At 58.9% G+C, this 22,976-nt stretch carries 20 protein-coding genes; 15 read left to right on the top strand and 5 right to left on the bottom strand.

The window, feature by feature from the left end:
* Positions 1–43: 43 nt before the first annotated feature.
* Entirely contained in the window at positions 44–382 is a 339-nt protein-coding gene (locus AC3ITA_RS27635) for a hypothetical protein (protein WP_095945563.1), read from the bottom strand.
* A 126-nt stretch (positions 383–508) separates the two neighbouring features.
* On the opposite strand from AC3ITA_RS27635, the gene AC3ITA_RS27630 reads away from it, so the two are divergent.
* A complete protein-coding gene (locus AC3ITA_RS27630) occupies positions 509–973 on the top strand; it encodes an Lrp/AsnC family transcriptional regulator (RefSeq protein WP_095945564.1) in 465 nt (154 codons plus the stop codon).
* 111 nt (positions 974–1,084) lie between these two features.
* Here AC3ITA_RS27630 and AC3ITA_RS27625 read toward each other — a convergent pair whose 3' ends face one another.
* Positions 1,085–2,452, bottom strand: a complete 1,368-nt coding sequence (locus tag AC3ITA_RS27625) for a CYTH domain-containing protein (protein WP_489278921.1) — start codon at positions 2,450–2,452, stop codon at positions 1,085–1,087.
* 157 nt (positions 2,453–2,609) lie between these two features.
* On the opposite strand from AC3ITA_RS27625, the gene argE reads away from it, so the two are divergent.
* Both argE and argA read left to right on the top strand, forming a co-directional pair.
* Complete coding sequence (argE, locus tag AC3ITA_RS27620; RefSeq protein ID WP_150671989.1) at positions 2,610–3,758, top strand: acetylornithine deacetylase; 1,149 nt, start codon at positions 2,610–2,612, stop codon at positions 3,756–3,758.
* Between the two features lie 245 nt (positions 3,759–4,003).
* Positions 4,004–5,302, top strand: a complete 1,299-nt coding sequence (gene argA / locus AC3ITA_RS27615) for an amino-acid N-acetyltransferase (protein WP_095945567.1) — start codon at positions 4,004–4,006, stop codon at positions 5,300–5,302.
* A 100-nt stretch (positions 5,303–5,402) separates the two neighbouring features.
* Here argA and tauA read toward each other — a convergent pair whose 3' ends face one another.
* Positions 5,403–6,392 carry a taurine ABC transporter substrate-binding protein gene (gene tauA / locus AC3ITA_RS27610; protein ID WP_095945568.1) on the bottom strand — a complete coding sequence of 330 codons (990 nt, stop codon included), beginning with the start codon at positions 6,390–6,392 and terminating at the stop codon, positions 5,403–5,405.
* Positions 6,393–6,756: 364 nt separating this feature from the next.
* Here tauA and AC3ITA_RS27605 point away from each other — a divergent pair, with 364 nt between their 5' ends.
* The 9 genes from AC3ITA_RS27605 to AC3ITA_RS27565 all read left to right on the top strand — a co-directional run bounded on the left by AC3ITA_RS27605 (position 6,757) and on the right by AC3ITA_RS27565 (position 15,784).
* Positions 6,757–8,088: an OprD family porin gene (locus AC3ITA_RS27605; RefSeq protein WP_095945570.1), complete on the top strand. Its 1,332-nt coding sequence runs from the start codon at positions 6,757–6,759 to the stop codon at positions 8,086–8,088.
* Between the two features lie 412 nt (positions 8,089–8,500).
* Positions 8,501–9,844 carry an OprD family porin gene (locus tag AC3ITA_RS27600; protein ID WP_095945571.1) on the top strand — a complete coding sequence of 448 codons (1,344 nt, stop codon included), beginning with the start codon at positions 8,501–8,503 and terminating at the stop codon, positions 9,842–9,844.
* A gap of 292 nt (positions 9,845–10,136) precedes the next feature.
* Positions 10,137–10,775, top strand: coding sequence for a peroxiredoxin (locus tag AC3ITA_RS27595; protein WP_095945572.1), 639 nt, complete (start codon positions 10,137–10,139; stop codon positions 10,773–10,775).
* 326 nt (positions 10,776–11,101) lie between these two features.
* Positions 11,102–11,695, top strand: coding sequence for an NADPH-dependent FMN reductase (gene ssuE / locus AC3ITA_RS27590; protein WP_007993145.1), 594 nt, complete (start codon positions 11,102–11,104; stop codon positions 11,693–11,695).
* Between the two features lie 90 nt (positions 11,696–11,785).
* Positions 11,786–12,766 (top strand): sulfonate ABC transporter substrate-binding protein, encoded by a 981-nt coding sequence (locus AC3ITA_RS27585; RefSeq protein WP_489278917.1) that lies wholly within the window; start codon positions 11,786–11,788, stop codon positions 12,764–12,766.
* Positions 12,767–12,791: 25 nt separating this feature from the next.
* Positions 12,792–13,940 carry an FMNH2-dependent alkanesulfonate monooxygenase gene (ssuD, locus tag AC3ITA_RS27580; protein WP_150671993.1) on the top strand — a complete coding sequence of 383 codons (1,149 nt, stop codon included), beginning with the start codon at positions 12,792–12,794 and terminating at the stop codon, positions 13,938–13,940.
* Between the two features lie 9 nt (positions 13,941–13,949).
* Positions 13,950–14,732, top strand: a complete 783-nt coding sequence (gene ssuC / locus AC3ITA_RS27575) for an aliphatic sulfonate ABC transporter permease SsuC (protein ID WP_489278915.1) — start codon at positions 13,950–13,952, stop codon at positions 14,730–14,732.
* On the top strand, positions 14,729–15,535 hold the full coding sequence (gene ssuB / locus AC3ITA_RS27570; RefSeq protein WP_414929492.1) for an aliphatic sulfonates ABC transporter ATP-binding protein: 807 nt from the start codon (positions 14,729–14,731) through the stop codon (positions 15,533–15,535). The genes ssuC and ssuB overlap by 4 nt, the downstream gene beginning before the upstream one ends.
* A gap of 33 nt (positions 15,536–15,568) precedes the next feature.
* Positions 15,569–15,784, top strand: coding sequence for a TOBE domain-containing protein (locus AC3ITA_RS27565; protein ID WP_007967989.1), 216 nt, complete (start codon positions 15,569–15,571; stop codon positions 15,782–15,784).
* Between the two features lie 177 nt (positions 15,785–15,961).
* Here the strand turns inward: AC3ITA_RS27565 and AC3ITA_RS27560 are convergent, their stop codons facing one another.
* A complete protein-coding gene (locus tag AC3ITA_RS27560) occupies positions 15,962–16,600 on the bottom strand; it encodes a TetR/AcrR family transcriptional regulator (protein ID WP_150672124.1) in 639 nt (212 codons plus the stop codon).
* A gap of 226 nt (positions 16,601–16,826) precedes the next feature.
* Positions 16,827–18,203, bottom strand: coding sequence for a glutamine synthetase family protein (locus tag AC3ITA_RS27555; RefSeq protein WP_095081821.1), 1,377 nt, complete (start codon positions 18,201–18,203; stop codon positions 16,827–16,829).
* Between the two features lie 667 nt (positions 18,204–18,870).
* Between AC3ITA_RS27555 and AC3ITA_RS27550 the strand changes: the two genes are divergently transcribed.
* The 3 genes from AC3ITA_RS27550 to AC3ITA_RS27540 all read left to right on the top strand — a co-directional run bounded on the left by AC3ITA_RS27550 (position 18,871) and on the right by AC3ITA_RS27540 (position 22,954).
* Positions 18,871–20,229: a glutamine synthetase family protein gene (locus tag AC3ITA_RS27550; RefSeq protein ID WP_095945579.1), complete on the top strand. Its 1,359-nt coding sequence runs from the start codon at positions 18,871–18,873 to the stop codon at positions 20,227–20,229.
* A 59-nt stretch (positions 20,230–20,288) separates the two neighbouring features.
* On the top strand, positions 20,289–21,653 hold the full coding sequence (locus AC3ITA_RS27545) for an aspartate aminotransferase family protein (RefSeq protein ID WP_095945580.1): 1,365 nt from the start codon (positions 20,289–20,291) through the stop codon (positions 21,651–21,653).
* A 188-nt stretch (positions 21,654–21,841) separates the two neighbouring features.
* Positions 21,842–22,954: a polyamine ABC transporter substrate-binding protein gene (locus AC3ITA_RS27540; RefSeq protein WP_056726423.1), complete on the top strand. Its 1,113-nt coding sequence runs from the start codon at positions 21,842–21,844 to the stop codon at positions 22,952–22,954.
* Positions 22,955–22,976 lie beyond the last annotated feature (22 nt).

The raw sequence follows: 22,976 nt of genomic DNA, 5'->3' as shown, positions 1-22,976 counted from the left end.
CTGACCGCTGGGCCACTACCCGATGAAGCCGTTTCGGAGTTTTTCAGCCCGCCGCTTGAGCCGCTTCGGCCCATGGGGAATCAGCTTCTTGCAGCTCCACCGAGCAGACGCTGATCAGGTTACGAAGTTTTTCCGCAATCACTTGCGCGCGGTGCCAGCTCAAACCGTCGATGACGATCTCGATGCTCAGCCAGTCGTCCTGGCGGTGCGCGTTGACTTGTTCCGGCGTGAGCAATTGCAAAGCGAACAAATTGAGAGCGCGACACAGCAGATCCGGTTCTGCCTCGGCCAGCATTTGATAGCGAACCCGGCAATGGGTGTTGCCGACGTTCCAGACATCGGCGCGGGCAGGTGGGGTGTTCACGGCTTCGAGATGCGGCATGGTCAGGCTCCAAAATCATTGGAGAAATGTTTACATCCTGTGCGGGGTATTTCTTCTCTATGATTGGCTGTATTGCACAAATGAAGAATCAATCAATTCAGTTGTTACTCGGTTAAGGGTTTTTTTATGCAAAGCGAACTGGACAGCTACGACCGCAAGATCCTCGCCTTGCTGCAAGAGGATGCTTCGCTTTCCAGCGCACAGATCGCCGAGCGGGTGGGTCTCTCGCAATCGCCGTGCTGGCGGCGGATTCAGCGGATGAAAGAGGAGGGCATCATTCGCGGGCAGGTGACCTTGCTCGACCGCAAGAAAATCGGCCTGAACACGCAGATCTTCGCGGAGGTGAAACTCAATGCCCACGGGCGTTCGAACTTCACCGAATTCACCGAGGCGATTCGCGGCTTTCCGGAGGTGCTGGAGTGTTATGTGCTGATGGGGGCGGTGGACTTCTTGCTGCGGATTGTCACGGCGGACATCGAGGCTTATGAGCGCTTTTTCTTCGAGAAACTGTCGATGGTGCCGGGGATTCAGGAGGTGAATTCGATCGTGGCGTTGTCGGAGATCAAGTCGACTACCAGTTTGCCGGTCTGAGATTTTGCGGTAGTAATTGTGCGGGCCCCATCGCCAGCAGGCTGGCTCCCACATTGGTTTTGTGTACGCCACAAATCCCCTGTGGGAGCCAGCCTGCTGGCGATGGCGGAATTACAGACGCAAGAGCATTTTCCAGGCACGGTTCTGATACACCGCAATCGCCTGCTGCTTGCGCGCATCCAGGACTTCGTCGGTGATCGATTCGTTGGCCAGTTGCGCCAATTTGTTCAGCTCGCCGTACAGGCGATCCATTTCCGGGATCTCCAGCACGTTGCGCGCATGGTGCAGCCAGACCTGGATGCGTTCGATGCGCGGCAGTTGCTCGGCCAGGTCTTCCGGTTGTTGCTGGTAACGTTGCAGTTGCAACGAAGTGGCTTCTTCGCCCAGCAGGCGCGGCAACCAGCTGCCCAGTTGCGCAGCGCCCTGGCGATTGCCACGGGTGTTGCGGTCGGCGGCCCAGGTGCGGGCCAGCAGCCAGCGCGAGGTAGTCAGGGAGAACAGGCCCCAGCGCGGGTCTTCGAGTTCTTCGAGGAACTGCTCGGGCGCGGCTTTGCGCACGTCTTCATCTTCCAGGTCGGCCTGGACCAGCGGACGCCAGTCTTCCAGCAAGGCATCGAGGGCGATACGCAGATCGTGGGTCGACTGACGTGGTGCGGCCTGGCCCAGGCTGCTGATCAGCGCGCGCATTTCCGCGAGGTTTTCGACCCAGTCCTGCAACAGGCGCCAGTGACCGTTGAAGCGATACTGCTCGGCCAGACGCTGGCTGCTGCCGAGCAAATGCCAGCTCAGCGCGACGAACGCGTCGTCCAGCGGCGTTTCGGCGGTGATCTGCGGCGCGGGCAGGCTCAACGAATAACTGTGAGCGTCGTACAGGCGATAACCGCGCTCGGCCTTGCTGATGTCGCAAGGCATCAAGGCCAGTTTCTCGGCCAGCTCGGCGGCCAGTTCCAGCAGGGCTGCCGGCTCGCCTTCGCGCAGTTCCAGTTCCAGCTCGCAGATTTCTTCTTTCTGCTTGCCGACCACGACGTGACCCAGGTCCAGCGCGGCTTCGATGACCACTTTGGTCTTGCCGCGACCCCAGGCGATTTCCGCGCGTTCGCGGACGAAGTCGGTGGTGAAGATCGGCTTCAGGGTCTTCTTGTCCAGCTCGGCCAGTTCCTCGGGCCAGCATTCGCCGTCGAGTTTCTTCAGGTCGAGCTTGGCTTTGGGCAGGTTCCAGTCGTACTCGTTACGCACGGACAGGCCGGCAACGCTTTGGCCGCGGGTCTTGAGGGTCTGAATCACTTCTTCGCCATCCTTGCGCAGGCGCAGGGCGACTTTGGCCTGGGCCAGGTCGCGCTCGGGCGTGTCGAAGTACTGGTTCATCAACTCACGGCGTTCCCAGCCACTTTTGTTGCGTTTCTTCAGTAACGGGTGCTCGCGCAGGGCGGCGAGGGTTTCGCGGCTGACGCGGAGTTTGATTTCGGTTTCTTTCTGCATGGCCGGAAAATCCAGGATCGGGAGCGCAGCCGGGGGAATGTGTGGCTGCCAAGGTCGTGCAGTGTACAGGACTCAAGGTTAGTACGCGCCGAGACGGTTTATTCCTGTCATCGGTTGGTTCTATGATGGACCTCAATTCGGGTGCCGGGAGTCAGCGATGCCATTGCCATCGATGAAAGAACAATTCGCTGCGTTGATCGCCGCACCGTCGGTCAGTTGCACTCAGCCCAATCTCGATCAAACCAACCGCCCGGTCATCGATCTGCTGGCAACGTGGCTCGGTGAGCTGGGTTTTACCTGCGAGATCCAACAGGTCAGCCCCGGCAAGTTCAACCTGCTGGCCAGTTTCGGCTCCGGCCCCGGCGGCCTGGTGCTGGCCGGGCACAGCGACACCGTGCCGTTCGACGGCGCGCTGTGGCAAACCGACCCGCTGAAGCTGACTGAAGCCGACGGTCGTTGGATTGGCCTGGGCAGTTGCGACATGAAGGGCTTTTTCGCCCTCGCCATCGAGGCGGTCAAACCGCTGCTCGATCAGCCGTTCAAACAGCCTTTGCTGATTCTCGCCACTTGCGACGAGGAAAGCTCGATGTCCGGCGCCCGCGCGCTGGCCGAAGCGGGGCGACCGCTGGGGCGTGCCGCGGTGATCGGCGAGCCGACCGGGCTCAAGCCGATCCGCATGCACAAAGGCATCATGATGGAGCGCATCGACATTCTCGGGCAGAGCGGCCATTCCTCCGACCCGCGCCTGGGCCACAGCGCCCTGGAGGCCATGCACGATGCCATCGGTGAACTGCGCGGCCTGCGCCTGTTGTGGCAGCGCGAATTCCGCAATCCGCAGTTTGGCGTGCCGATGCCGACGATGAATTTCGGCTGCATCCATGGCGGCGACAACCCTAACCGCATCTGCGGTCAGTGTTCGCTGGAATTCGATTTGCGGCCGCTGCCCGGCATGGACCCCAAGGTCCTGCGCGCCGAGATCCTGCAGAAGCTCAAGCCGGTTGCCGAGCGGCATCAGGTCAAGATCGATTACGCGCCGCTGTTCCCTGAAGTGCCGCCGTTCGAGCAGGCCGAGGACGCCGAGTTGGTGCGCCTTGCCGAAAAGCTCACCGGTCACAGCGCCGAAGCAGTGGCGTTCGGCACCGAAGCACCTTATCTTCAGCGCCTTGGCTGTGAAACGCTGGTGCTTGGCCCGGGTGATATCGCCTGCGCCCACCAACCGGGGGAATACCTCGAAATGTCACGTTTGCAGCCTACGGTGCATCTATTAAGGCAACTCATCGAACACTATTGCCTGACCCCCGTGTAGGAGCGAGCCTGCTCGCGATGGACGTTAACGATGACGAGGGCAGCCTGGATAAACGCGGTGCCCTCCTATCCATCGCGAGCAAGCTCGCTCCTACAGGGTTTTGCAGTTAAATTGCCGATGTTCCAACCCGTATTCATGAGGAGAACGCGCGTGTCGCCAAGCCTGTTCCGACGATAACCATCAGCCCGCTGTGCGTTTTCAGTTTCGCCCTTTTTTCGGCTGCTATTTATTACAGGCCCAGGTTCATGCCCGAATACGTCAATTGGCTTCGTCACGCTTCGCCTTACATCAACGCCCACCGCGATTGCACCTTTGTCGTCATGCTGCCCGGCGACGGCGTTGAACACCCCAACTTCGGCAATATCGTCCACGACCTGGTGCTGTTGCACAGCCTGGGCGTGCGGCTGGTGCTGGTTCACGGTTCTCGCCCGCAAATCGAAGCGCGCCTTGCGGCCCGTGGCCTGACCCCGCATTACCACCACGGCATGCGCATCACCGATGCGGCGACCCTGGAGTGCGTGATCGACGCGGTTGGCCAGTTGCGCATTGCCATTGAGGCTCGCCTGTCGATGGACATGGCTTCCTCACCGATGCAGGGCTCGCGCCTGCGGGTGGCCAGCGGCAACCTGGTGACGGCACGGCCGATCGGCGTGCTTGAAGGCGTCGACTATCACCACACCGGCGAAGTGCGCCGGGTCGACCGCAAAGGCATCAACCGTCTGCTGGACGAGCGCTCCATCGTGCTTCTGTCGCCGCTGGGCTATTCGCCGACCGGGGAGATTTTCAACCTCGCCTGCGAAGACGTCGCCACGCGTGCGGCCATCGACCTGGGCGCGGACAAACTGCTGCTGTTCGGCGCCGACCTGGGCCTGATCGACGAGCATGGGCGCCTGGTGCGTGAACTGCGTCCGCAGCAAGTGCCGGCGCATCTGCAGCGGTTGGGCAGTAACTATCAGGCTGAATTGCTCGATGCCGCGGCCGAAGCTTGCCGTGGCGGTGTGGCTCGCAGCCATATCGTCAGCTACGCCGAAAACGGTGCACTGCTGACCGAGCTGTTCACCCGCGACGGTGGCGGTACGCTGGTGGCCCAGGAGCAGTTCGAAGTCGTACGCGAAGCGGCCATTGAAGACGTCGGTGGTTTGCTGGACTTGATCAGCCCGCTGGAAGAGCAGGGCATCCTGGTGCGCCGTTCCCGCGAGGTGCTGGAGCGCGAGATCGAACAGTTCAGCGTGGTCGAGCGCGAAGGCATGATCATCGCCTGTGCGGCGCTGTATCAGATCGCTGAGTCGGACGCGGGTGAGCTGGCATGCCTGGCGGTGAATCCGGAATATCGCCATGGCGGTCGCGGTGATGAGCTACTGGAACGCATTGAAAACCGCGCACGGGCTCAGGGATTGAAAACCTTGTTCGTGCTCACCACCCGCACTGCGCACTGGTTCCGCGAGCGCGGTTTTGTGCCGAGCAGCGTTGACCGTCTGCCGTCGGCGCGGGCGTCGCTGTACAACTATCAGCGTAATTCGAAGATCTTCGAAAAAGCCCTCTGACCGCGTCGCTTTCATCGCGAGCAAGCTCGCTCCCACAATTGACCGAGTATCCCTGTGGGAGCGAGCTTGCTCGCAATGGCTGCACAGCAGCCTTCAGCAATTATTCAGTGACAAACTTCGCGCTGACATACGGCGAATAATCCGGCAACACCGTCTCCACCTTCCCCTGCTCCTTCAAAAATTTCGCCGTTTCACCAATGGCCTTGGCCGTGCCGCCATCCAGCAGCGCGGTGCTTTGTTGCGCCTTGGCATCCGGGAAGGTGGAACCGGCCAATAGCTCCGGTACATCGACGGCGTTGGCACCAGTCAGTTTGGCGATTTTCTGGACAGGCACCGAATCAACGGTCCATTGGTCTTTATGGGCGGCGTAGTCAGCGAATGAGTCCAGGGTGACCCTGGCGAATTTCGCCACGACCTCCGGATGCTTTTCGGCGTAATCCTTACGCGCCACCCATACCTCAAAGGTCGGTGCGCCCCATTGGCCCACTTGCGCAGCGTCGGTCAGGGTCTTGCCACTCTTGCGGATTTCCCCCAGGGCAGGCGACCAGACGAACGCGCCGTCAATGTCTCCACGCTTCCAGGCTGCCGCGATTTCTGCTGGCTGCAGGTTCACCACTTTGACTTTCGAACTGTCCAGGCCCCAGTGCTTCAGCGCACCAAGCAGGCTGTAGTGGGAGGTTGAAACGAAAGGTGTGGCGATGGTCTTTCCGATCAGATCTTGCGGTTTTTCAATGCCGCTGCCGTTGCGTACCACCAGCGCTTCGGCCGCGTTTATCTGGGCCGAGACGATGAACGCGACTATTGGCAGGTTGCGCGAGGCGGCAGCGGCCAGCGGACTGGAGCCGAGATTGCCGATTTGCACATCGCCGGAGGCAATCGCCGTGACCACTTCCGGGCCGCTGTTGAAGCGCCGCCAGTCGATGGGCTGGCCGATGGTTTTTTCATAAAGGCCATCGGCCTGGGGGACTTTGCTGGGGTCGATTCCGGTTTGATAACCGACGGTGAGGTTCGTCGCCTGGGCGGTGAAAGAAAATGCGAGCAATACACAAACTGTAACAAATGGTCCGGATAGTGCGCGTTTGGTCGTCATGGGGCTGCCTTTCGGTAAAGGATTTGTTTCCGAATTGCGTCAGAAACTAATCGATCTAAAAAATAGAAAATAAATACCGTTTAGGAATTAGCTTATGAGCCGAACCTTCTATTCTGGGGTGAATGCGCAATGGGGAGCTAAATTCCTAAACGGTATTAGAAAAGAACTGGGTAATTCTTTTCAGGTTCATGACGAATTCATGAACCGGCAGGGACCAAAAAGTTGGGGATTAGACTATGGTCGTAGACACACATGGTTACGATTGACTTGTGGGTCACGGTCTGGCGCTAATCGCGAATCTTAGGATCTCGGGCGACGACTTGAGACCAGGAATACAAGAATTAGAATCGAGAGGAGCTACACAATGAACAAGTCCACCTTGGCTTTGGCCGTGGCCGTAGGGGTTTTGGCGCAGCAGGCAGGCGCCGCAGGTTTCCTGGAAGACAGCAAGGCGTCCATCAGTTCCCGAACCATGTATTACAACAACGATAACCGTGAAGGCGGTGCGGATCAGAAAGAGTCCGCGGAAGGCCTGAAATTCGATTATCTGTCCGGTTTCACCCAAGGCACTGTCGGCTTCGGTATCGACGCCCAGGCACTGCTGGGTATCCACCTGGACGGCGGCAAGGGGCACCATCCGGATGCCAACACCTTTTTCCCAAGCGACACCGATGGTTCGGCCGTACACGAATGGAGTCGTGCAGCCGCCAACGTCAAGGCGCGCTTCTCGAAGACCGAGGCCCACCTGGGTGGCGCTCTGGCACCCAACCTGCCGATCCTGGTCGCGAACGACAGTCGTCTGCTGCCTCAGACCTTTGACGGTGGCACCATCACCTCGAAGGAAATCGACAACGTGACCATTAACGCCGGTCAGTTGGAACACTCGGCAGGTCGTGCTTCTTCGAACTCCACCGGCCTCGCCGTGGCTGGCGGTACCGAGGACAGCAACAAGTTCTACTACGGTGGTGCTGACTGGAAGGTCACCAAGGACCTGACCCTGCAGTACTACCACTCGAACCTGAAGGACTACTACAAGCAGGACTTCCTGGGCTTGATCCACGTCTTCCAGATTGATGCCAACCAGTCCTTCAAGACTGATATCCGCTACTTCGACAGCAGCTCCGATGGCAAGAACGGTGATCCGGGCTTTCGCTTCAACAACAACAACGGTTTCGCCAAGAATCCGGGCGAGGTCGATAACAAGACCTGGAGCGCCATGTTCACCTACACCCTGGGTGGCAACGCCTTCCTGCTCGGCCATCAGCGGGTCAACGATGATGGTGGTTTTGTTTTCCTGAACCAGGGCAACGTTGTTGATGGCAATGGTCGTCCGGAAGGAAACGGCGGTGCCAGCTTCTACTCGTTTACTGACGCAATGGTCAACAGCTTCATCCGTGCTGGTGAAAACACCACCTTCGGTCAGTACTCCTATGACTTCGCGGCACTGGGTGTACCGGGCCTGAAAACCTCGATCGCCTACCTGCACGGCGACAACATCAAAGCCACGAGCGGCGTTGGCCCGGATGCGTCCGAGTGGGAACGCGATATGCGGATCGACTACACCGTCCAGCAAGGCGCCCTCAAAGGTTTTGGCGTGACGTTGCGTAATGGTGTCTACCGTGGCAGTGAAGTCTCCAACAGCCCCGATATTGATCAGACCCGTCTGATCTTCAACTACACCTACAGCCTCCTGTAACAAGGCCTGTGAAAAAACCTCGTCTATTGACGGGGTTTTTTTTGAGTCGTTTTTTATATTCCATAATGATCTTTAGTTACTATTTATTATTCTTTTTGGTTTTTGTCCGTCTCGCTTAAAGTGCGTCTGTCCGACACTCATCTCTGAACTCGGATTTAGCCATTTCGTCCCTCGACAATCGATCATGTTCAGGAGTCGGCCTCGCCGCTGATACCTCGGATCTGTCGTGGGAAGTCATATTCCTAAGTGGTATTAAAAAGCATCAAAAAGTTCTTTTTGGCTTTAAGGCCATGTATCCTGCGGCCCGCCAAATGACCGGCCTAGACGGTTTGCCGCGAATTTACGCATTCAGGATCCCGGGCAATCGATTCGGGACCAGGCACATCAGAATTAGAAACGAGAGGAGCGAAACATGAACAGGTCCACCTTGGCCATGGCTGTGGCCGTTGGGGTTTTGACCCAGCAGGCAAGCGCCGCGGGTTTTATCGAAGACAGCAAGGCAACATTGGGGCTGCGTAACTTCTACATCAACACCGATTACCGTGACGGCGCTGGCCCGAACAAAAACGAAGAATGGGGCCAAGGCTTCGACCTGCGATTCATCTCGGGTTACACCCAGGGCACCGTCGGCTTCGGCATCGATGCGATCGGCCTGTTGGGCGTCAAACTGGACTCCGGTGGCGGCACCAACGGCGCGAGCAACAACTCGTACGGCGGCACCGTGTTCCCGAGCAAGTCCAACGGCGAAGCGGTTGATGACTTCTCCAGCCTGGGTTTGACTGCCAAAGCCAAGATCTCCCAGACCGAGCTGAAGCTGGGTACCTTGCAACCAAAGCTGCCGGTGATCGTGACCAACGACGGTCGTCTGTTGCCGCAAACCTGGCAGGGTGGCCAGATCAGCTCGAACGACATCAAGGACCTGACCTTGATCGGCGGTCAGATCGAGCAGGTAAAAGGTCGTAACTCGAGCAACAACGAGCAACTGTCTATCTCCGGCGCCAACAGCCGATCCGCTACAGGCCGCGACAGCAACAAATTCATTTATGCCGGCGGTGACTACAAGCTCACCAAGGACCTGACTGCCCAGTACTATTACGGCAACCTGGAAGAGTTCTACAAGCAACACTTCCTCGGTCTGGTGCACAACTGGGCCATCGGCCCGGGCGTGTTGAAGTCGGACTTGCGTTACTTCAACAGCTCCGACGACGGTGCCAACGGTCACGACCCACTGTACTTCACCACTGGCAACTACAGCGGTGCAGTCAACGGCAAGGGCAAGGTCGACAACAACCTGTACAGCGGTTTGTTCCTGTACTCCGTTGCCGGTCATACCTTCGGTGGCGGTTATCAGGTCAGCAACGGCAGCAGTGACTTCCCTTGGCTGAACCAGGGCGACGGTTCGTCGAACTACACCATCACCGACTCGCAAATCCAGAAGTTCGGCCGTGCCGGCGAGCGTACCTGGCTAGCACGCTATTCCTATGACTTCGCCAAGGTCGGCGTACCCGGCCTGACCGCGGGTCTGGTGTACCTGCACGGCGACAATATCGATACCGTTAACGCCAAGGGTGGCGAGGCGGCCAATGGTGCTTCCGAGTGGGAACGCGACCTGACCGTGGGTTACGTCGTTCAGTCCGGCGCGCTGAAGAACCTCGGCCTGATGTGGAAAAACGCCACGTGGCGTACCGATCTGCCGAACACTCGTTCCCAGGACGAAAACCGCCTGGTCGTCAGCTACTCGATCCCGCTGTTGTAATAGCGCTCGCGTAACCGAGACAAAAAAAGCCCCGCCCGGTATTGCGCCGGGCGGGGCTTTTACATTTTCAAGACGGGTTCACCCCCGTAATCCCGCCTTGAATTTCCCTCTTTGCAGCAACTCAAGGCCTTCTCGAACCTTGGGGCCGATGTTCGGCCGGTTGTGCGGGCACGTCCAGTGAACAGATATTTAATATTTCCTTATGATCTAAATAAATCGATATTTATTCTTTTTAATAGATAAAAAACACAGGCACAGTTCAACCCATCAAGCACTCACAAGGAGCAGCACCATGGGTCTCAGACTTGGCGATATCGCCCCCGACTTCGAACAGAACTCCAGCGCCGGCACTATCCGTTTCCATCAGTGGCTGGGCGATAGTTGGGGCGTGCTGTTTTCCCATCCGGCGGACTTCACGCCAGTGTGCACCACGGAACTGGGCTTCACCGCCAGGCTCAAGGATGAGTTCGCAGCGCGCGGCGTCAAGGCCATCGCGTTGTCAGTGGACCCTGTCGAGTCGCATCACAAATGGATTGAAGACATCAACGAGACGCAGAACACGGTGGTCAACTTTCCGATCCTGGATGACGCCGACCGCAAGGTCTCGGACCTCTACGACCTGATCCATCCCAATGCCAACGACACTCTGACCGTGCGTTCGCTGTTCGTGATCGACCCGAACAAAAAGGTCCGGTTGACGATTACCTACCCGGCGAGCACCGGCCGCAACTTCAATGAAATCCTGCGGGTGATCGACTCGCTGCAACTGACCGATAACTACAAGGTGGCCACGCCAGCCAACTGGCAGGATGGTGATGAGGTGGTGATCGTGCCGTCGCTCAAGGATGAGAATGAAATCAAGCAGCGCTTTCCCAAGGGCTATCGGGCGGTCAAGCCTTACCTGCGCCTGACGCCGCAGCCGAACCGGTGAGCCAGTCTTTTTTGTGGTGTGACTGAAAAGCCTTCGCGAGCAGGCTCGCTCCCACAGTTGATCGCGTACCCCTGTGGGAGCGAGCCTGCTCGCGAAGGCGATAGTCCAGGCACTACAGACGTCATAGTTAATCCACAAAGCAGGGGATTTCGGGCCGTTTCGACGGCCTGTTTTTTTGCCTGGAAGAAACCGGTTTGTATATTTCTATAACGAATAACCAAATGAATAAATATGATTTATAGATATATAAATCAGCTGTTAAGGTCACTCCATCGAAGCGAGATCGCAAGTCGCGAATCGCCAACACCGTGCAAGGAATCGTCTGAATGTTGGTTGTCTCACTCGGTGGCAGTCCCAGTCAGCGCTCTCGTTCCGGGGTGCTGCTGGATCGCTCCCAGCGTTGGTTGCAAGGGCAGGGCGTGGAGGTGGTGAGTTATCAGGTGCGGGACTTCCCGGCCGAGGACTTGCTGCACGCACGCTTCGACAGCCCCAAGGTGATCGACCTGCTGCAACAGATTGAAAACGCCGATGGCCTGCTGATCGCCACACCGGTTTACAAGGCATCGTTTTCCGGGGCACTGAAAGTCGTGTTGGATCTGCTGCCCGAACGCGCCTTGAGCCACAAGGTGGTTCTGCCGATGGCCACTGGCGGCAGCATCGCCCACATGCTGGCGGTGGATTACGCGCTCAAGCCGGTACTGTCGGCATTGAAGGCCCAGGAAATGCTGCAAGGGATTTTCGCCGTCGACAGCCAGATCGCCTACGGCGAAGGCAGCGCCCTGGCGCAGTTGGCGCCGGAGCTGGAACAACGCCTGAATGAATCACTTGAGCTGTTTTTCAGCGCCATGGCGCGACGGCCCAAGCCGCTCGATCCTAACCTGTTGAATGATCGTTTGTTGAGTGCTCGCTGGAGCATTTGAGCCTCACCGAAAAATTGAAGTACTGGCCTTACTCGCCCGCCAACGGGCAAGCAGGTGCAGCCAAAACCCTACTGCAAAAAGGAGAGCGCCATGCGCCCTGTCATTTTGCGTCGTGGTCTGGTCGCTCTGTTTGCTGCGGCTGTCACCTTCGGCGCCATTACTCAAGCTCAGGCCGAGACATTAAGAATCGGCTATCAGAAATACGGCACCCTGGTGCTGCTCAAAGCCAAAGGCACCCTGGAAAAACGCCTCGCCGCCCAAGGCGTGGACGTGCAATGGACTGAATTTCCTGGTGGCCCGCAACTGCTCGAAGGCCTGAACGTCGGCTCCATCGACTTCGGCGTCACCGGCGAAACACCGCCCGTGTTCGCTCAAGCGGCCGGCGCCGATTTGCTCTACGTCGCCTATGAACCGCCAGCGCCGCACAGTGAGGCGATCCTGGTGCCGAAGGATTCGCCGGTCAAATCGGTGGCGGACCTCAAGGGCAAGAAAGTCGTGCTCAACAAGGGCTCCAATGTGCACTACCTGCTGGTGCGCGCGCTGGAAGACGCCGGCCTCAAATACACCGACATCCAGACCGTATTCCTGCCGCCGGCCGATGCCCGCGCCGCGTTCGAGCGTGGCAGCGTCGACGCTTGGGTCATCTGGGACCCATACCAGGCCGCCGCCGAACAACAGCTGCAAGCCCGCACCCTGCGCGATGGCCAGGGCATCGTCGACAACCATCAGTTCTACCTGGCGACCAAGCCTTTTGCGCAGAACAATCCCGAGGTGATCAAGACCCTGGTGGAAGAAGTGCGCGCGGTGGGCGAGTGGTCCAAGGCTAACCCGCAAGAGGTGACCCAACAGGTTTCACCGCTACTCGGCCTGCCAGCGGACATCACCCTGACCTCAGTGAAACGCCAGGGCTATGGCGCGCTGTTCCTCACCCCGGAAGTGGTCGCTGCACAGCAGAAAATCGCCGACAGCTTCTATCAGCTCAAGCTGATTCCCAAACAGTTGAGCATCAAAGACGTGATCTGGACGCCGCCGGTTGCCGTTGCCCAAAGCTCGGCAACCAAAGCCCAATAAATCGATTCCCCAAGGAGACCACTCCATGAGCCTCAATATTTTCTGGTTCCTGCCTACCCACGGTGACGGCCATTACCTTGGCACCGCCGAAGGCGCACGCGCGGTCGATCACGGTTATCTGCAACAAGTCGCGCAAGCCGCTGACCGCCTGGGTTTTGGCGGGGTACTGATCCCTACCGGGCGTTCCTGCGAAGACTCGTGGCTGGTGGCGGCATCGCTGATTCCGGTGACCCAGCGCTTGAAGTTCCTGGTTGCCCTGCGCCCCGGGATCATTTCCCCGACGGTGGCGGCGCGTCAGGCGGCAACCCTGGATCGACTGTCCGGTGGTCGTGCGTTGTTCAATCTGGTGACGGGGGGTGATCCGGAAGAGTTGGCCGGCGATGGTCTGTTCCTCAGCCACGAAGAACGCTATCAGGCCTCGGTGGAATTCACCCGTATCTGGCGTCGGGTGCTGGAAGGCGAAACCGTCGATTACGACGGCCAGCACATCAGCGTGAAGGGGGCGAAATTGCTCTATCCGCCGATCCAGCAGCCGCGTCCGCCGCTGTACTTCGGCGGTTCATCGGAAGCTGCGCAGGACCTGGCCGCCGAACAGGTGGAAATGGTCCTGACCTGGGGCGAGCCACCGGCCGCCGTCGCGGAAAAAATCGAACAGGTCCGAGCCAAGGCCGCCAAGCTCGGACGTACCGTGCGCTTCGGCATTCGCCTGCATGTGATCGTACGCGAAACGAACGATGAAGCCTGGCAAGCCGCGGATCGGCTGATTTCCCATCTCGACAACGAGACCATCGCTCGTGCCCAGGCTTCGCTGGCGCGTTTCGATTCGGTCGGTCAGCAACGCATGGCCGCCTTGCATGGCGGCAACCGCGACAATCTGGAGGTCAGTCCTAACCTGTGGGCCGGTGTCGGTCTGGTGCGCGGCGGTGCCGGTACGGCGCTGGTGGGCGATGGACTGACCGTGGCGGCCCGCGTGAAGGAGTACGCGGACCTGGGCATCGATACCTTCATCTTCTCCGGTTATCCACACCTGGAGGAGTCGTACCGGGTGGCCGAGTTGCTGTTTCCGCACCTCGATGTCGAGCGTCCAGAACTGCCGAAAAGTGCTGGCTACGTCAGCCCGTTCGGCGAGATGGTCGCCAACGACATTCTGCCCAAAGCCGCATCCCAGAGCTGAGGCACGGTCATGAAGAAAATCATCCACAGCCTGGCGCCCTGGGCGTTTCCGGTGTTGTTGCTGGCGGTGTGGCAGTTGAGCGTGTCGGCGGGTTGGTTGTCGACACGGATCCTGCCGACCCCCATCGCCGTCATCGAGGCCGGCGTGAGCCTGGTGCGCAGCGGCGAAATCTGGACGCACCTGGCGATCAGTGGTTGGCGCGCCGCGCTGGGCTTCACCATCGGTGGTGGCATCGGCCTGACACTCGGCTTCATCACCGGCCTGTCGAAGTGGGGTGAGCGCTTGCTCGACAGTTCGGTGCAAATGATTCGCAACGTGCCGCATCTGGCGCTGATTCCACTGGTGATCCTGTGGTTCGGCATCGACGAGTCGGCGAAGATTTTCCTGGTGGCGCTGGGCACGTTGTTCCCGATCTACCTCAACACCTATCACGGCATCCGCAACGTCGACCCGGCGCTGGTGGAGATGGCGCGCAGCTATGGCCTGAGCGGTTTCAGCCTGTTCTGGCAGGTGATTCTGCCGGGGGCGCTGCCTTCGATTCTGGTCGGCGTGCGCTTCGCTCTGGGCTTCATGTGGCTGACGTTGATCGTGGCGGAAACCATTTCCGCGAGTTCCGGCATCGGCTATCTGGCGATGAATGCCCGGGAATTCTTGCAGACTGACGTGGTGGTGCTGGCGATTCTGCTGTACGCGGTGCTCGGCAAACTGGCCGACCTCGCCGCCCGTGGACTTGAACGAGCGTGGCTGCGTTGGCACCCGGCGTATCAGGTTGCCAAGGGAGGTTCGGTATGACCGCCCAACAACCTCCACGCCTGCTGCGCGGGACTCCGCTGGTGGTGCGCAAGTTGCAAAAAACCTTCAGTGCACGGCAGGTGTTGCGCGAGATCGACCTGCACATTCCGGCGGGCCAGTTTGTCGCAGTGGTCGGTCGTAGCGGCTGCGGCAAAAGTACCTTGCTGCGCTTGCTCGCCGGTCTCGATCAGCCAACCGGCGGCGAGTTGCTCGCCGGTGCCGCGCCATTGAGCAACGCGGGGGAGGACACGCGGCTGATGTTCCAGGACGCGCGTTTGCTGCCTTGGAAAAAGATCATCGACAACGTTGGTCTCGGCCTTAAGGGCAACTGGCGGCCGCAAGCCCTTGAGGCTTTGGAAGCGGTGGGCCTGGCCGATCGCGCCCACGAGTGGCCGGCCGCGCTGTCTGGTGGGCAGAAGCAACGCGTGGCTTTGGCCCGTGCGTTGATTCATCAGCCGCGCCTGCTGTTGCTCGACGAACCCTTGGGCGCGCTGGATGCCCTGACCCGAATTGAAATGCAGCAACTGATCGAGCGGCTCTGGCAGCAGCACGACTTCACGGTGTTGCTGGTGACCCATGACGTCAGTGAAGCCGTGGCGATTGCCGATCGGGTGATCCTGATCGAAGACGGAGAAGTCGGCCTCGACCTGCATGTGGAACTGCCGCGCCCTCGGGTTCGTGGCTCCCATCGGCTGGCTGCGCTGGAAACCGAGGTGCTCAATCGCGTGCTGGCGCTGCCCGGCCAACCGGCGGAACCGGAACCTGTTTCACCCTTGCCTACGCAATTACGCTGGGCTCAATAACTCAAGTCTTACTCAACGACAGGAATCAACATCATGACTATCAAGGCCATCAACGTTCGTAACCAGTTCAAAGGCTCCATCAAGGAAATCGTCCTCGGCGACGTGCTCTCGGAAATCGACGTGCAGACCGCTTCCGGCATTGTCACTTCGGTGATCACCACGCGCTCGGTGAAAGAGCTGGAACTGGCGGTTGGCAGTGAAGTAATCGCGTTTGTGAAGTCCACCGAGGTGTCGATCGCCAAGTTGTAAGCCGCATGCGCAAACGACAACCCCCGAAGGGTTTGAGCCCTTCGGGGTTTTTTTATGTGTGCTTGTCTTGGGGTAAGTGGTGCGGCCTTCGCGAGCAGGCTTGCTCCCACAGGGGAATGCATTTCAAATGTGGGAGCGAGCCTGCTCGCGAAGAGGCCGGTAAGGCCAATCAAGAAATCAGGCTGGAACGCTGCGTTTGGGCAGATACGGCGGCAAATACAACCCCACATAAGCATCAAACACCCGCATCCCTTCCTCGGCCATGCGCGGCGTAATCTGCCCGTGCTGTTGGACCGAGCGTGCATACACCCGGTCGCCGAGCTCCATGGCCAGGGCGAACACATCGACATCGCTCGGCAATCTCGGCAGCTCGAAGTGATGGTCGAACAGCTTGTGCATCAGGTCGCCGAGTTCGATGTCGTGCTGACGGTCAGCCTGGGTGACTTCGGTCAGGCCGTGCTGGGCCAGAATGAGTTGGCGGGCGGCGGCGTCCTCTGCATAGATGTCGAGCATGCGTTGTTCCACCAGTCGCGACAGATCGCGCCAGCCATTCAAGGCGAGGTGATCGATGGGGGCTTGCAGGCAGGCGCGGAAGGCCGCATGGACGTCGGCGGTCAAGGCTTCGAGCAACGCCGGCACGCTGGCGAAGAAGTGGTAGACCGAGGAGGGCGGAATCTCCGCGCGCTCGGCGACGCTGTAGATCGACAGACTGGCCACACCCTCGGCGGCCAACAGCGTGCGGGCGGCATCGAGTATCGAATCGATCCGGGCCTGGCTGCGTGCGCGGGGTTTGCGGGGGGTGGCTACGCGTGTCATTGGAGTCTCCTGCGGGGCAGCGGGCATTGTACGAGCAGGGTTGTGTGTTGTCTGCCAGGACGCTATCGCTAACAGGCTAGCTCCCACAGGGATTTCCGGTGTACACAGAATTTATGTTCACTGGAGATCAACTGTGGGAGCTAGCCTGCTAGCGATCCGCCGCAGGCGGCCATAAAAAAACGCCGCAGGCTGTGAGGCCTGCGGCGTTGTTTTTTACAGCAACCACTTAAACGGTATGCAGGTACCAGTTGTACTCAAGGTCGGAGATGGAGTGTTCGAACTCCTCCAGCTCGCTCTCTTTACAGGCCACGAAGATATCGATGTATTTCGGATCGATGTACTTGGCCATGACTTCGCTGTCGTCCAGCTCGCGCAGTGCATCACGCAGGTTGTTCGGCAGGCTCTGCTCGTTCTGCTCGTAGCTGTTGCCTTCGACCGGGGCGCCAGGCTCGATCTTGTTGACCAGACCGTGGTGCACGCCTGCCAGGACCGAAGCCATCAGCAGGTACGGATTGGCATCGGCGCCGGCTACACGATGCTCGATGCGCACGGCGTCGGAAGAACCGGTCGGTACGCGAATCGCAACGGTACGGTTATCCAGGCCCCAGCACGGCGAGTTCGGCACGTAGAACTGTGCGCCGAAACGACGGTAGGAGTTGACGTTCGGGCAGAGGAAAGCCATCTGTGCCGGTAGGGTCTCGAGCACACCGCCGATCGCGTGACGCAGTGCGGCGTTCTGCTCGGGATCCTCGCTGGCAAAAATGTTCTTGCCGTCCTTGTCGAGAATCGAGATGTGGACGTGCAGACCATTACCCGCCTGGCCTGGGTAAGGCTTGGCCATGAAGGTAGTGTCCATTTCATGGTCGTAGGCGATGTTCTTGATCAGGCGCTTGAGCAAGACCGCGTAGTCGCAGGCCTTGATCGGGTCGGCCACGTGGTGCAGGTTCACTTCGAACTGCGCCGGGGCACTTTCCTTGACGATGGCGTCGGCCGGAATGCCTTGCTCTTTTGCACCTTCCAGAATGTCCTGGAGGCAGTCGACGTATTCGTCGAGGTCGTCGATCAGGTAGACCTGAGTCGAGTGCGGACGTTTGCCGGAAACCGGCGAGCGAGGGGGTTGCGGACGACCGTTCACGTTCTCCTGGTCGATCAGGTAGAACTCCAGTTCGAACGCGGCGCAGATGGTCAGGCCCATTTCGTCGAACTTGCGCACGACATTGGCCAGCACTTCACGCGGGTCGGCGAAGAATGGCTCGCCTTCGAGTTCGTGCATGGTCATCAACAGTTGCGCGGTCGGGCGCTTCTGCCATGGCTCGTTGCACAGGGTATCGGGGATTGGATAGCAGATTCGGTCAGCATCACCGATGTCCAGGCCCAGGCCGGTGCTTTCCACCGTCGAGCCATTGATATCCAGAGCAAATAAAGAGGCCGGCAGGTTGATGCCTTTCTCGTAAACCTTGTGGAGGCTGGTGCGTTCAATGCGCTTGCCGCGCACCACACCATTCATATCCGCAATCAGAAGGTCAACGTACAGAACCTCAGGATGTTCCTTAAGGAACGCGTTCGCTTCGTTAAGCTGAACGGCACGCGGGGGTACCGACATGATGCAACACCTTTGTTGTTAAAAATATCAATCATTGATCTTTTCAGATTCCAGTCAACCCGAACGGCATGCCGAAGTCAAGCGAGGCCTTTTTTGCCCTAAAAAAGCGCTCGTGTGGCTTTTTTGAGGCACTTTGGGGCGTTTTTATGCCCTTGGCCTCCATGGCGCCCGCAGGCTTGAGCGGGCCGTGTTGTATTTTTTACGGGGGTGTTGTGTAAAAAAATGAACAAGGCTAAGCTCGAATCAAACCCATAACAGCAATAATACCGGGGTGCTTCATGTCTCGCCTGCCGATAATCGGCGTCACCGACTGCTCAAGACAGATCGGTCGGCATGTTTATCACATCAGTGATGACACGTCCGTCCGTTCCGTGGCCTCAGCGGTTCCGGTGATCCTCCCATCCGTGACGGTTCGACCGTCCCCGTCCGATATTCTGGACGGTCGAGATGGCACCCCCATTACGGTTACTCCATTCAATATAGAACCGATTCACAATAGCGGCCTGACCATCGTTCAGGGCACCGCTCGCGATTCTGCACGTCCGGCCTCTGCAGCCGTGTCGGCAAGCACGATAATCTGCCGCGCAAACGCTCTACAACGCGACGCCGATGCGTCAAACAACGCCTGACCTTAAAAGGGCCAGACAACTCAAGCCTAGAGGCATTTATGAGTAACAACCTCGACCAGCTCACCGATTGGTTGAAAAACCACAAGATCACAGAAGTCGAATGCATGATCGCCGACTTGACCGGGATTACCCGGGGCAAGATTTCGCCGACCAACAAATTCATCGCCGAAAAAGGCATGCGCCTGCCAGAAAGTGTGCTGTTGCAGACAGTGACCGGCGATTACGTCGAAGACGACATCTATTACGAACTGCTCGACCCGGCCGACATCGACATGATCTGCCGTCCCGACCAGAGCGCGGTGTACCTGGTGCCGTGGGCCATCGAGCCGACCGCCATCGTCATCCACGATACCTACGACAAACAAGGCAACCCGATCGAGCTGTCGCCGCGCAACGTGCTCAAGAAAGTCCTGAAGCTCTATACCGACAAAGGCTGGCAGCCGATCGTGGCGCCGGAAATGGAGTTTTACCTGACCAAGCGCAGTGACGACCCGGACTACCCATTGCAACCGCCGATCGGTCGTTCCGGTCGTCCGGAAATCGGTCGCCAGTCGTTCTCCATTGAAGCGGCGAACGAATTCGATCCGCTGTTCGAAGACGTCTACGACTGGTGCGAACTGCAGGACCTGGACCTCGATACGCTGATCCACGAGGACGGCACGGCGCAGATGGAAATCAACTTCCGTCACGGTGATGCCCTGTCCCTGGCCGACCAGATCCTGGTGTTCAAGCGCACCATGCGCGAAGCCGCGCTCAAGCACGACGTGGCCGCTACCTTCATGGCCAAGCCGATGACCGGCGAGCCGGGCAGTGCCATGCACTTGCACCAGAGCATCATCGACATCGAGACCGGCAAGAACATCTTCTCCAACGACGACGGGACCATGAGCCAGTTGTTCCTGCACCACATCGGTGGCCTGCAGAAACTCATTCCCGAGCTGTTGCCGCTGTTCGCCCCCAACGTCAACTCGTTCCGCCGCTTCCTGCCGGATACCTCGGCGCCGGTGAACGTGGAGTGGGGCGAAGAGAACCGTACCGTGGGCCTGCGGGTTCCGGATGCCGGGCCGCAAAACCGTCGGGTGGAAAACCGCCTGCCGGGCGCCGACGCCAACCCGTACCTGGCGATTGCCGCGAGCCTGCTCTGCGGTTACATCGGCATGGTCGAAGGCCTGAACCCGAGTGCACCGGTGGTGGGTCGTGGTTATGAACGCCGCAACCTGCGCCTGCCGCTGACCATCGAAGACGCGCTGGAACGCATGGAAAACAGCGCGACCATCGAGCGGTACCTGGGCAAAAATTTCATCACTGGCTACGTTGCGGTCAAGCGGGCCGAGCATGAAAACTTCAAGCGCGTGATCAGTTCGTGGGAAAGGGAATTCCTGCTCTTTGCCGTCTGATGCGCCGGGCGCCGCCGCTGTCTGGCGGCGCCTTCACCTGATTTTTTTAGGAGATTCGTATGACCAGCAACAATCCGCAAACCCGTGAATGGCAAACCCTGAGCAATGATCACCACCTGGCTCCGTTCAGCGACTTCAAGCAGCTGAAAGAGAAAGGCCCGCGAATCATCACCAACGCCAAGGGCGTTTACCTCTGGGACAGCGAAGGCAACAAGATTCTCGATGGCATGGCCGGCCTGTGGTGTGTCGCGATTGGTTATGGTCGCGATGAACTGGCCGACGCCGCCAGTAAACAGATGCGCGAACTGCCTTACTACAACCTGTTCTTCCAGACTGCGCACCCGCCGGTACTGGAACTGGCCAAGGCTATCGCCGATATCGCGCCAGAAGGCATGAACCACGTGTTCTTCACCGGTTCCGGCTCCGAAGGCAACGACACCATGCTGCGTATGGTTCGTCACTACTGGGCGATCAAGGGCCAGCCGAACAAGAAAGTCATCATCAGCCGCAAGAACGGCTATCACGGTTCCACCGTGGCCGGCGCGAGCCTGGGTGGCATGACGTACATGCACGAACAGGGCGACTTGCCGATCCCGGGCATCGTTCACATTGCCCAGCCGTACTGGTTCGCCGAAGGCGGCGACATGACCCCGGAAGAGTTCGGTGTATGGGCGGCCAACCAGCTGGAAGAAAAGATTCTGGAAGTCGGCGTCGACAACGTCGGTGCCTTTATTGCCGAGCCGATCCAGGGCGCGGGTGGTGTGATCATTCCGCCAGAGACCTACTGGCCGCGCATCAAGGAAATCCTCGCCAAGTACGACATCCTGTTCGTGGCGGACGAAGTGATTTGCGGTTTCGGTCGTACCGGCGAGTGGTTCGGTGCCGACTTCTACGACCTCAAGCCAGACATGATGACCATCGCCAAGGGCCTGACCTCGGGCTACATCCCGATGGGTGGCCTGATCGTGCGTGATGAAGTGGTGGACGTGCTCAACGAAGGCGGCGATTTCAACCACGGCTTCACTTACTCAGGTCACCCCGTAGCGGCTGCGGTGGCTCTGGAAAACATCCGCATCATGCGCGACGAGAAGATTATCGAGCGCGTACATGCAGAAACGGCACCGTATTTGCAAAAGCGTCTGCGGGAACTGAACGATCACCCGCTGGTGGGTGAGGTTCGTGGGGTGGGTCTGTTGGGGGCCATCGAACTGGTCCAGGACAAGGCCACGCGCAAGCGTTACGAAGGCAAGGGCGTCGGCATGATCTGCCGCCAGTTCTGCTTCGATAACGGCCTGATCATGCGCGCCGTCGGCGACACCATGATCATCGCTCCGCCACTGGTGATTACACCGGCGGAAATCGATGAGCTGGTGACCAAGGCTCGCAAGTGTCTTGACCTGACCCTGAGTGCATTGCAGGGCTAAGTGCTAGGCTCTGAGCGGAAGTCCAAAGTTCTGCATATGAAGTAGGAACTTTCGCTCGGAACCGTCAGAAAGCGTGGCCGTTTCCTTGAAAGACCGATGTGGATCTTGCCAGACTAGCCGCGGTTCCAGCTGCCCGGGTTCGGTTGCTGAACAAGTGGTTCAAAAAAGAAAAATTTGGAGCATTACGCATGAAGGCACTAGGTAAAAAGCTCGCTGGCAAGACTCTGCTTGCCATGTCCGTGATGGGTTTGATGGCGGGCGCGGTTCAGGCCGATGACAAAGTACTGCACGTGTACAACTGGTCCGACTACATCGCACCGGACACCGTCAAGAAGTTTGAAGACGAGTCGGGCATCAAGGTTGTCTATGACGTCTTCGACAGTAACGAAACCCTGGAAGCCAAGTTGCTGGCAGGCAAGTCCGGTTACGACATCGTTGTACCGTCGAACAACTTCCTGGCCAAACAGATCAAGGCTGGCGTCTACCAGAAGCTGGACAAGTCCAAGCTGCCTAACTGGAAGAACCTGAACACCGACCTGCTCAAGGCCGTTTCCGTGAGCGACCCGGGCAACGAGCACGCCTTCCCGTACATGTGGGGTTCGATCGGTATCGGTTTCAACCCGGAGAAGGTCAAGGCTGCACTGGGTGCCGACGCGCCGACCAACTCCTGGGACCTGCTGTTCAAACCTGAAAACGCCGCGAAGTTGAAGTCGTGCGGTATCAGTTTCCTCGATTCGCCAACCGAGATGATTCCGGTGGCGCTGCACTATCTGGGCTATCCAACCGACAGCCAGGACAAGAAACAACTGGCCGAAGCCGAAGCGCTGTTCCTGAAAATCCGTCCTTCGGTAGGTTACTTCCACTCGTCCAAGTACATCTCCGACCTGGCCAACGGCAACATCTGCGTGGCCGTGGGTTACTCGGGTGACATTTACCAGGCCAAGTCCCGCGCGGAAGAAGCCGGTGGCAAGGTGAAAGTCAGCTACAACATTCCCAAAGAAGGTGCCGGCAGCTTCTACGACATGGTCGCCATCCCTAAAGATGCCGAAAACGTCGAAGGCGCCTACAAGTTCATGACCTTCCTGCAGAAGCCGGAAATCATGGCTGAAATCACCAACGCCGTGCGTTTCCCGAACGGTAACGCGGCTGCAACTGCGTTGGTCGATAAAGACATCACCAGCGACCCGGGTGTTTACCCACCGGCGGACGTGCTGGCCAAGCTGTACGCGATTGCCGACTTGCCGGCCGCGACCCAGCGGATCATGACCCGCAGCTGGACCAAGATCAAATCCGGTAAATAAGTAATTAACTTGTAGGAGCGAG

Source organism: Pseudomonas sp. GL_090 (assembly GCF_057837765.1).
Note: the sequence above shows the minus strand (reverse complement) of the source record. Positions and strands in the feature narration are given on the sequence as shown.

Bases quoted from the DNA above. Each gene is read 5' to 3' on its own strand.
- AC3ITA_RS27545 (WP_095945580.1), top strand. From the start codon at position 20,289: ATGACCAGCAACAATCCGCAAACCCGTGAATGGCAAACCCTGAGCAAT.
- AC3ITA_RS27595 (WP_095945572.1), top strand. From the start codon at position 10,137: ATGGGTCTCAGACTTGGCGATATCGCCCCCGACTTCGAACAGAACTCC.
- AC3ITA_RS27565 (WP_007967989.1), top strand. From the start codon at position 15,569: ATGACTATCAAGGCCATCAACGTTCGTAACCAGTTCAAAGGCTCCATC.
- ssuC (WP_489278915.1), top strand. From the start codon at position 13,950: ATGAAGAAAATCATCCACAGCCTGGCGCCCTGGGCGTTTCCGGTGTTG.
- AC3ITA_RS27635 (WP_095945563.1), bottom strand. From the start codon at position 382: ATGCCGCATCTCGAAGCCGTGAACACCCCACCTGCCCGCGCCGATGTC.
- ssuB (WP_414929492.1), top strand. From the start codon at position 14,729: ATGACCGCCCAACAACCTCCACGCCTGCTGCGCGGGACTCCGCTGGTG.
- AC3ITA_RS27540 (WP_056726423.1), top strand. From the start codon at position 21,842: ATGAAGGCACTAGGTAAAAAGCTCGCTGGCAAGACTCTGCTTGCCATG.
- AC3ITA_RS27600 (WP_095945571.1), top strand. From the start codon at position 8,501: ATGAACAGGTCCACCTTGGCCATGGCTGTGGCCGTTGGGGTTTTGACC.
- AC3ITA_RS27555 (WP_095081821.1), bottom strand. From the start codon at position 18,203: ATGTCGGTACCCCCGCGTGCCGTTCAGCTTAACGAAGCGAACGCGTTC.
- AC3ITA_RS27605 (WP_095945570.1), top strand. From the start codon at position 6,757: ATGAACAAGTCCACCTTGGCTTTGGCCGTGGCCGTAGGGGTTTTGGCG.
- AC3ITA_RS27550 (WP_095945579.1), top strand. From the start codon at position 18,871: ATGAGTAACAACCTCGACCAGCTCACCGATTGGTTGAAAAACCACAAG.
- argA (WP_095945567.1), top strand. From the start codon at position 4,004: ATGCCCGAATACGTCAATTGGCTTCGTCACGCTTCGCCTTACATCAAC.
- AC3ITA_RS27625 (WP_489278921.1), bottom strand. From the start codon at position 2,452: ATGCAGAAAGAAACCGAAATCAAACTCCGCGTCAGCCGCGAAACCCTC.
- AC3ITA_RS27630 (WP_095945564.1), top strand. From the start codon at position 509: ATGCAAAGCGAACTGGACAGCTACGACCGCAAGATCCTCGCCTTGCTG.
- ssuD (WP_150671993.1), top strand. From the start codon at position 12,792: ATGAGCCTCAATATTTTCTGGTTCCTGCCTACCCACGGTGACGGCCAT.
- tauA (WP_095945568.1), bottom strand. From the start codon at position 6,392: ATGACGACCAAACGCGCACTATCCGGACCATTTGTTACAGTTTGTGTA.
- argE (WP_150671989.1), top strand. From the start codon at position 2,610: ATGCCATTGCCATCGATGAAAGAACAATTCGCTGCGTTGATCGCCGCA.
- AC3ITA_RS27585 (WP_489278917.1), top strand. From the start codon at position 11,786: ATGCGCCCTGTCATTTTGCGTCGTGGTCTGGTCGCTCTGTTTGCTGCG.
- AC3ITA_RS27560 (WP_150672124.1), bottom strand. From the start codon at position 16,600: ATGACACGCGTAGCCACCCCCCGCAAACCCCGCGCACGCAGCCAGGCC.
- ssuE (WP_007993145.1), top strand. From the start codon at position 11,102: ATGTTGGTTGTCTCACTCGGTGGCAGTCCCAGTCAGCGCTCTCGTTCC.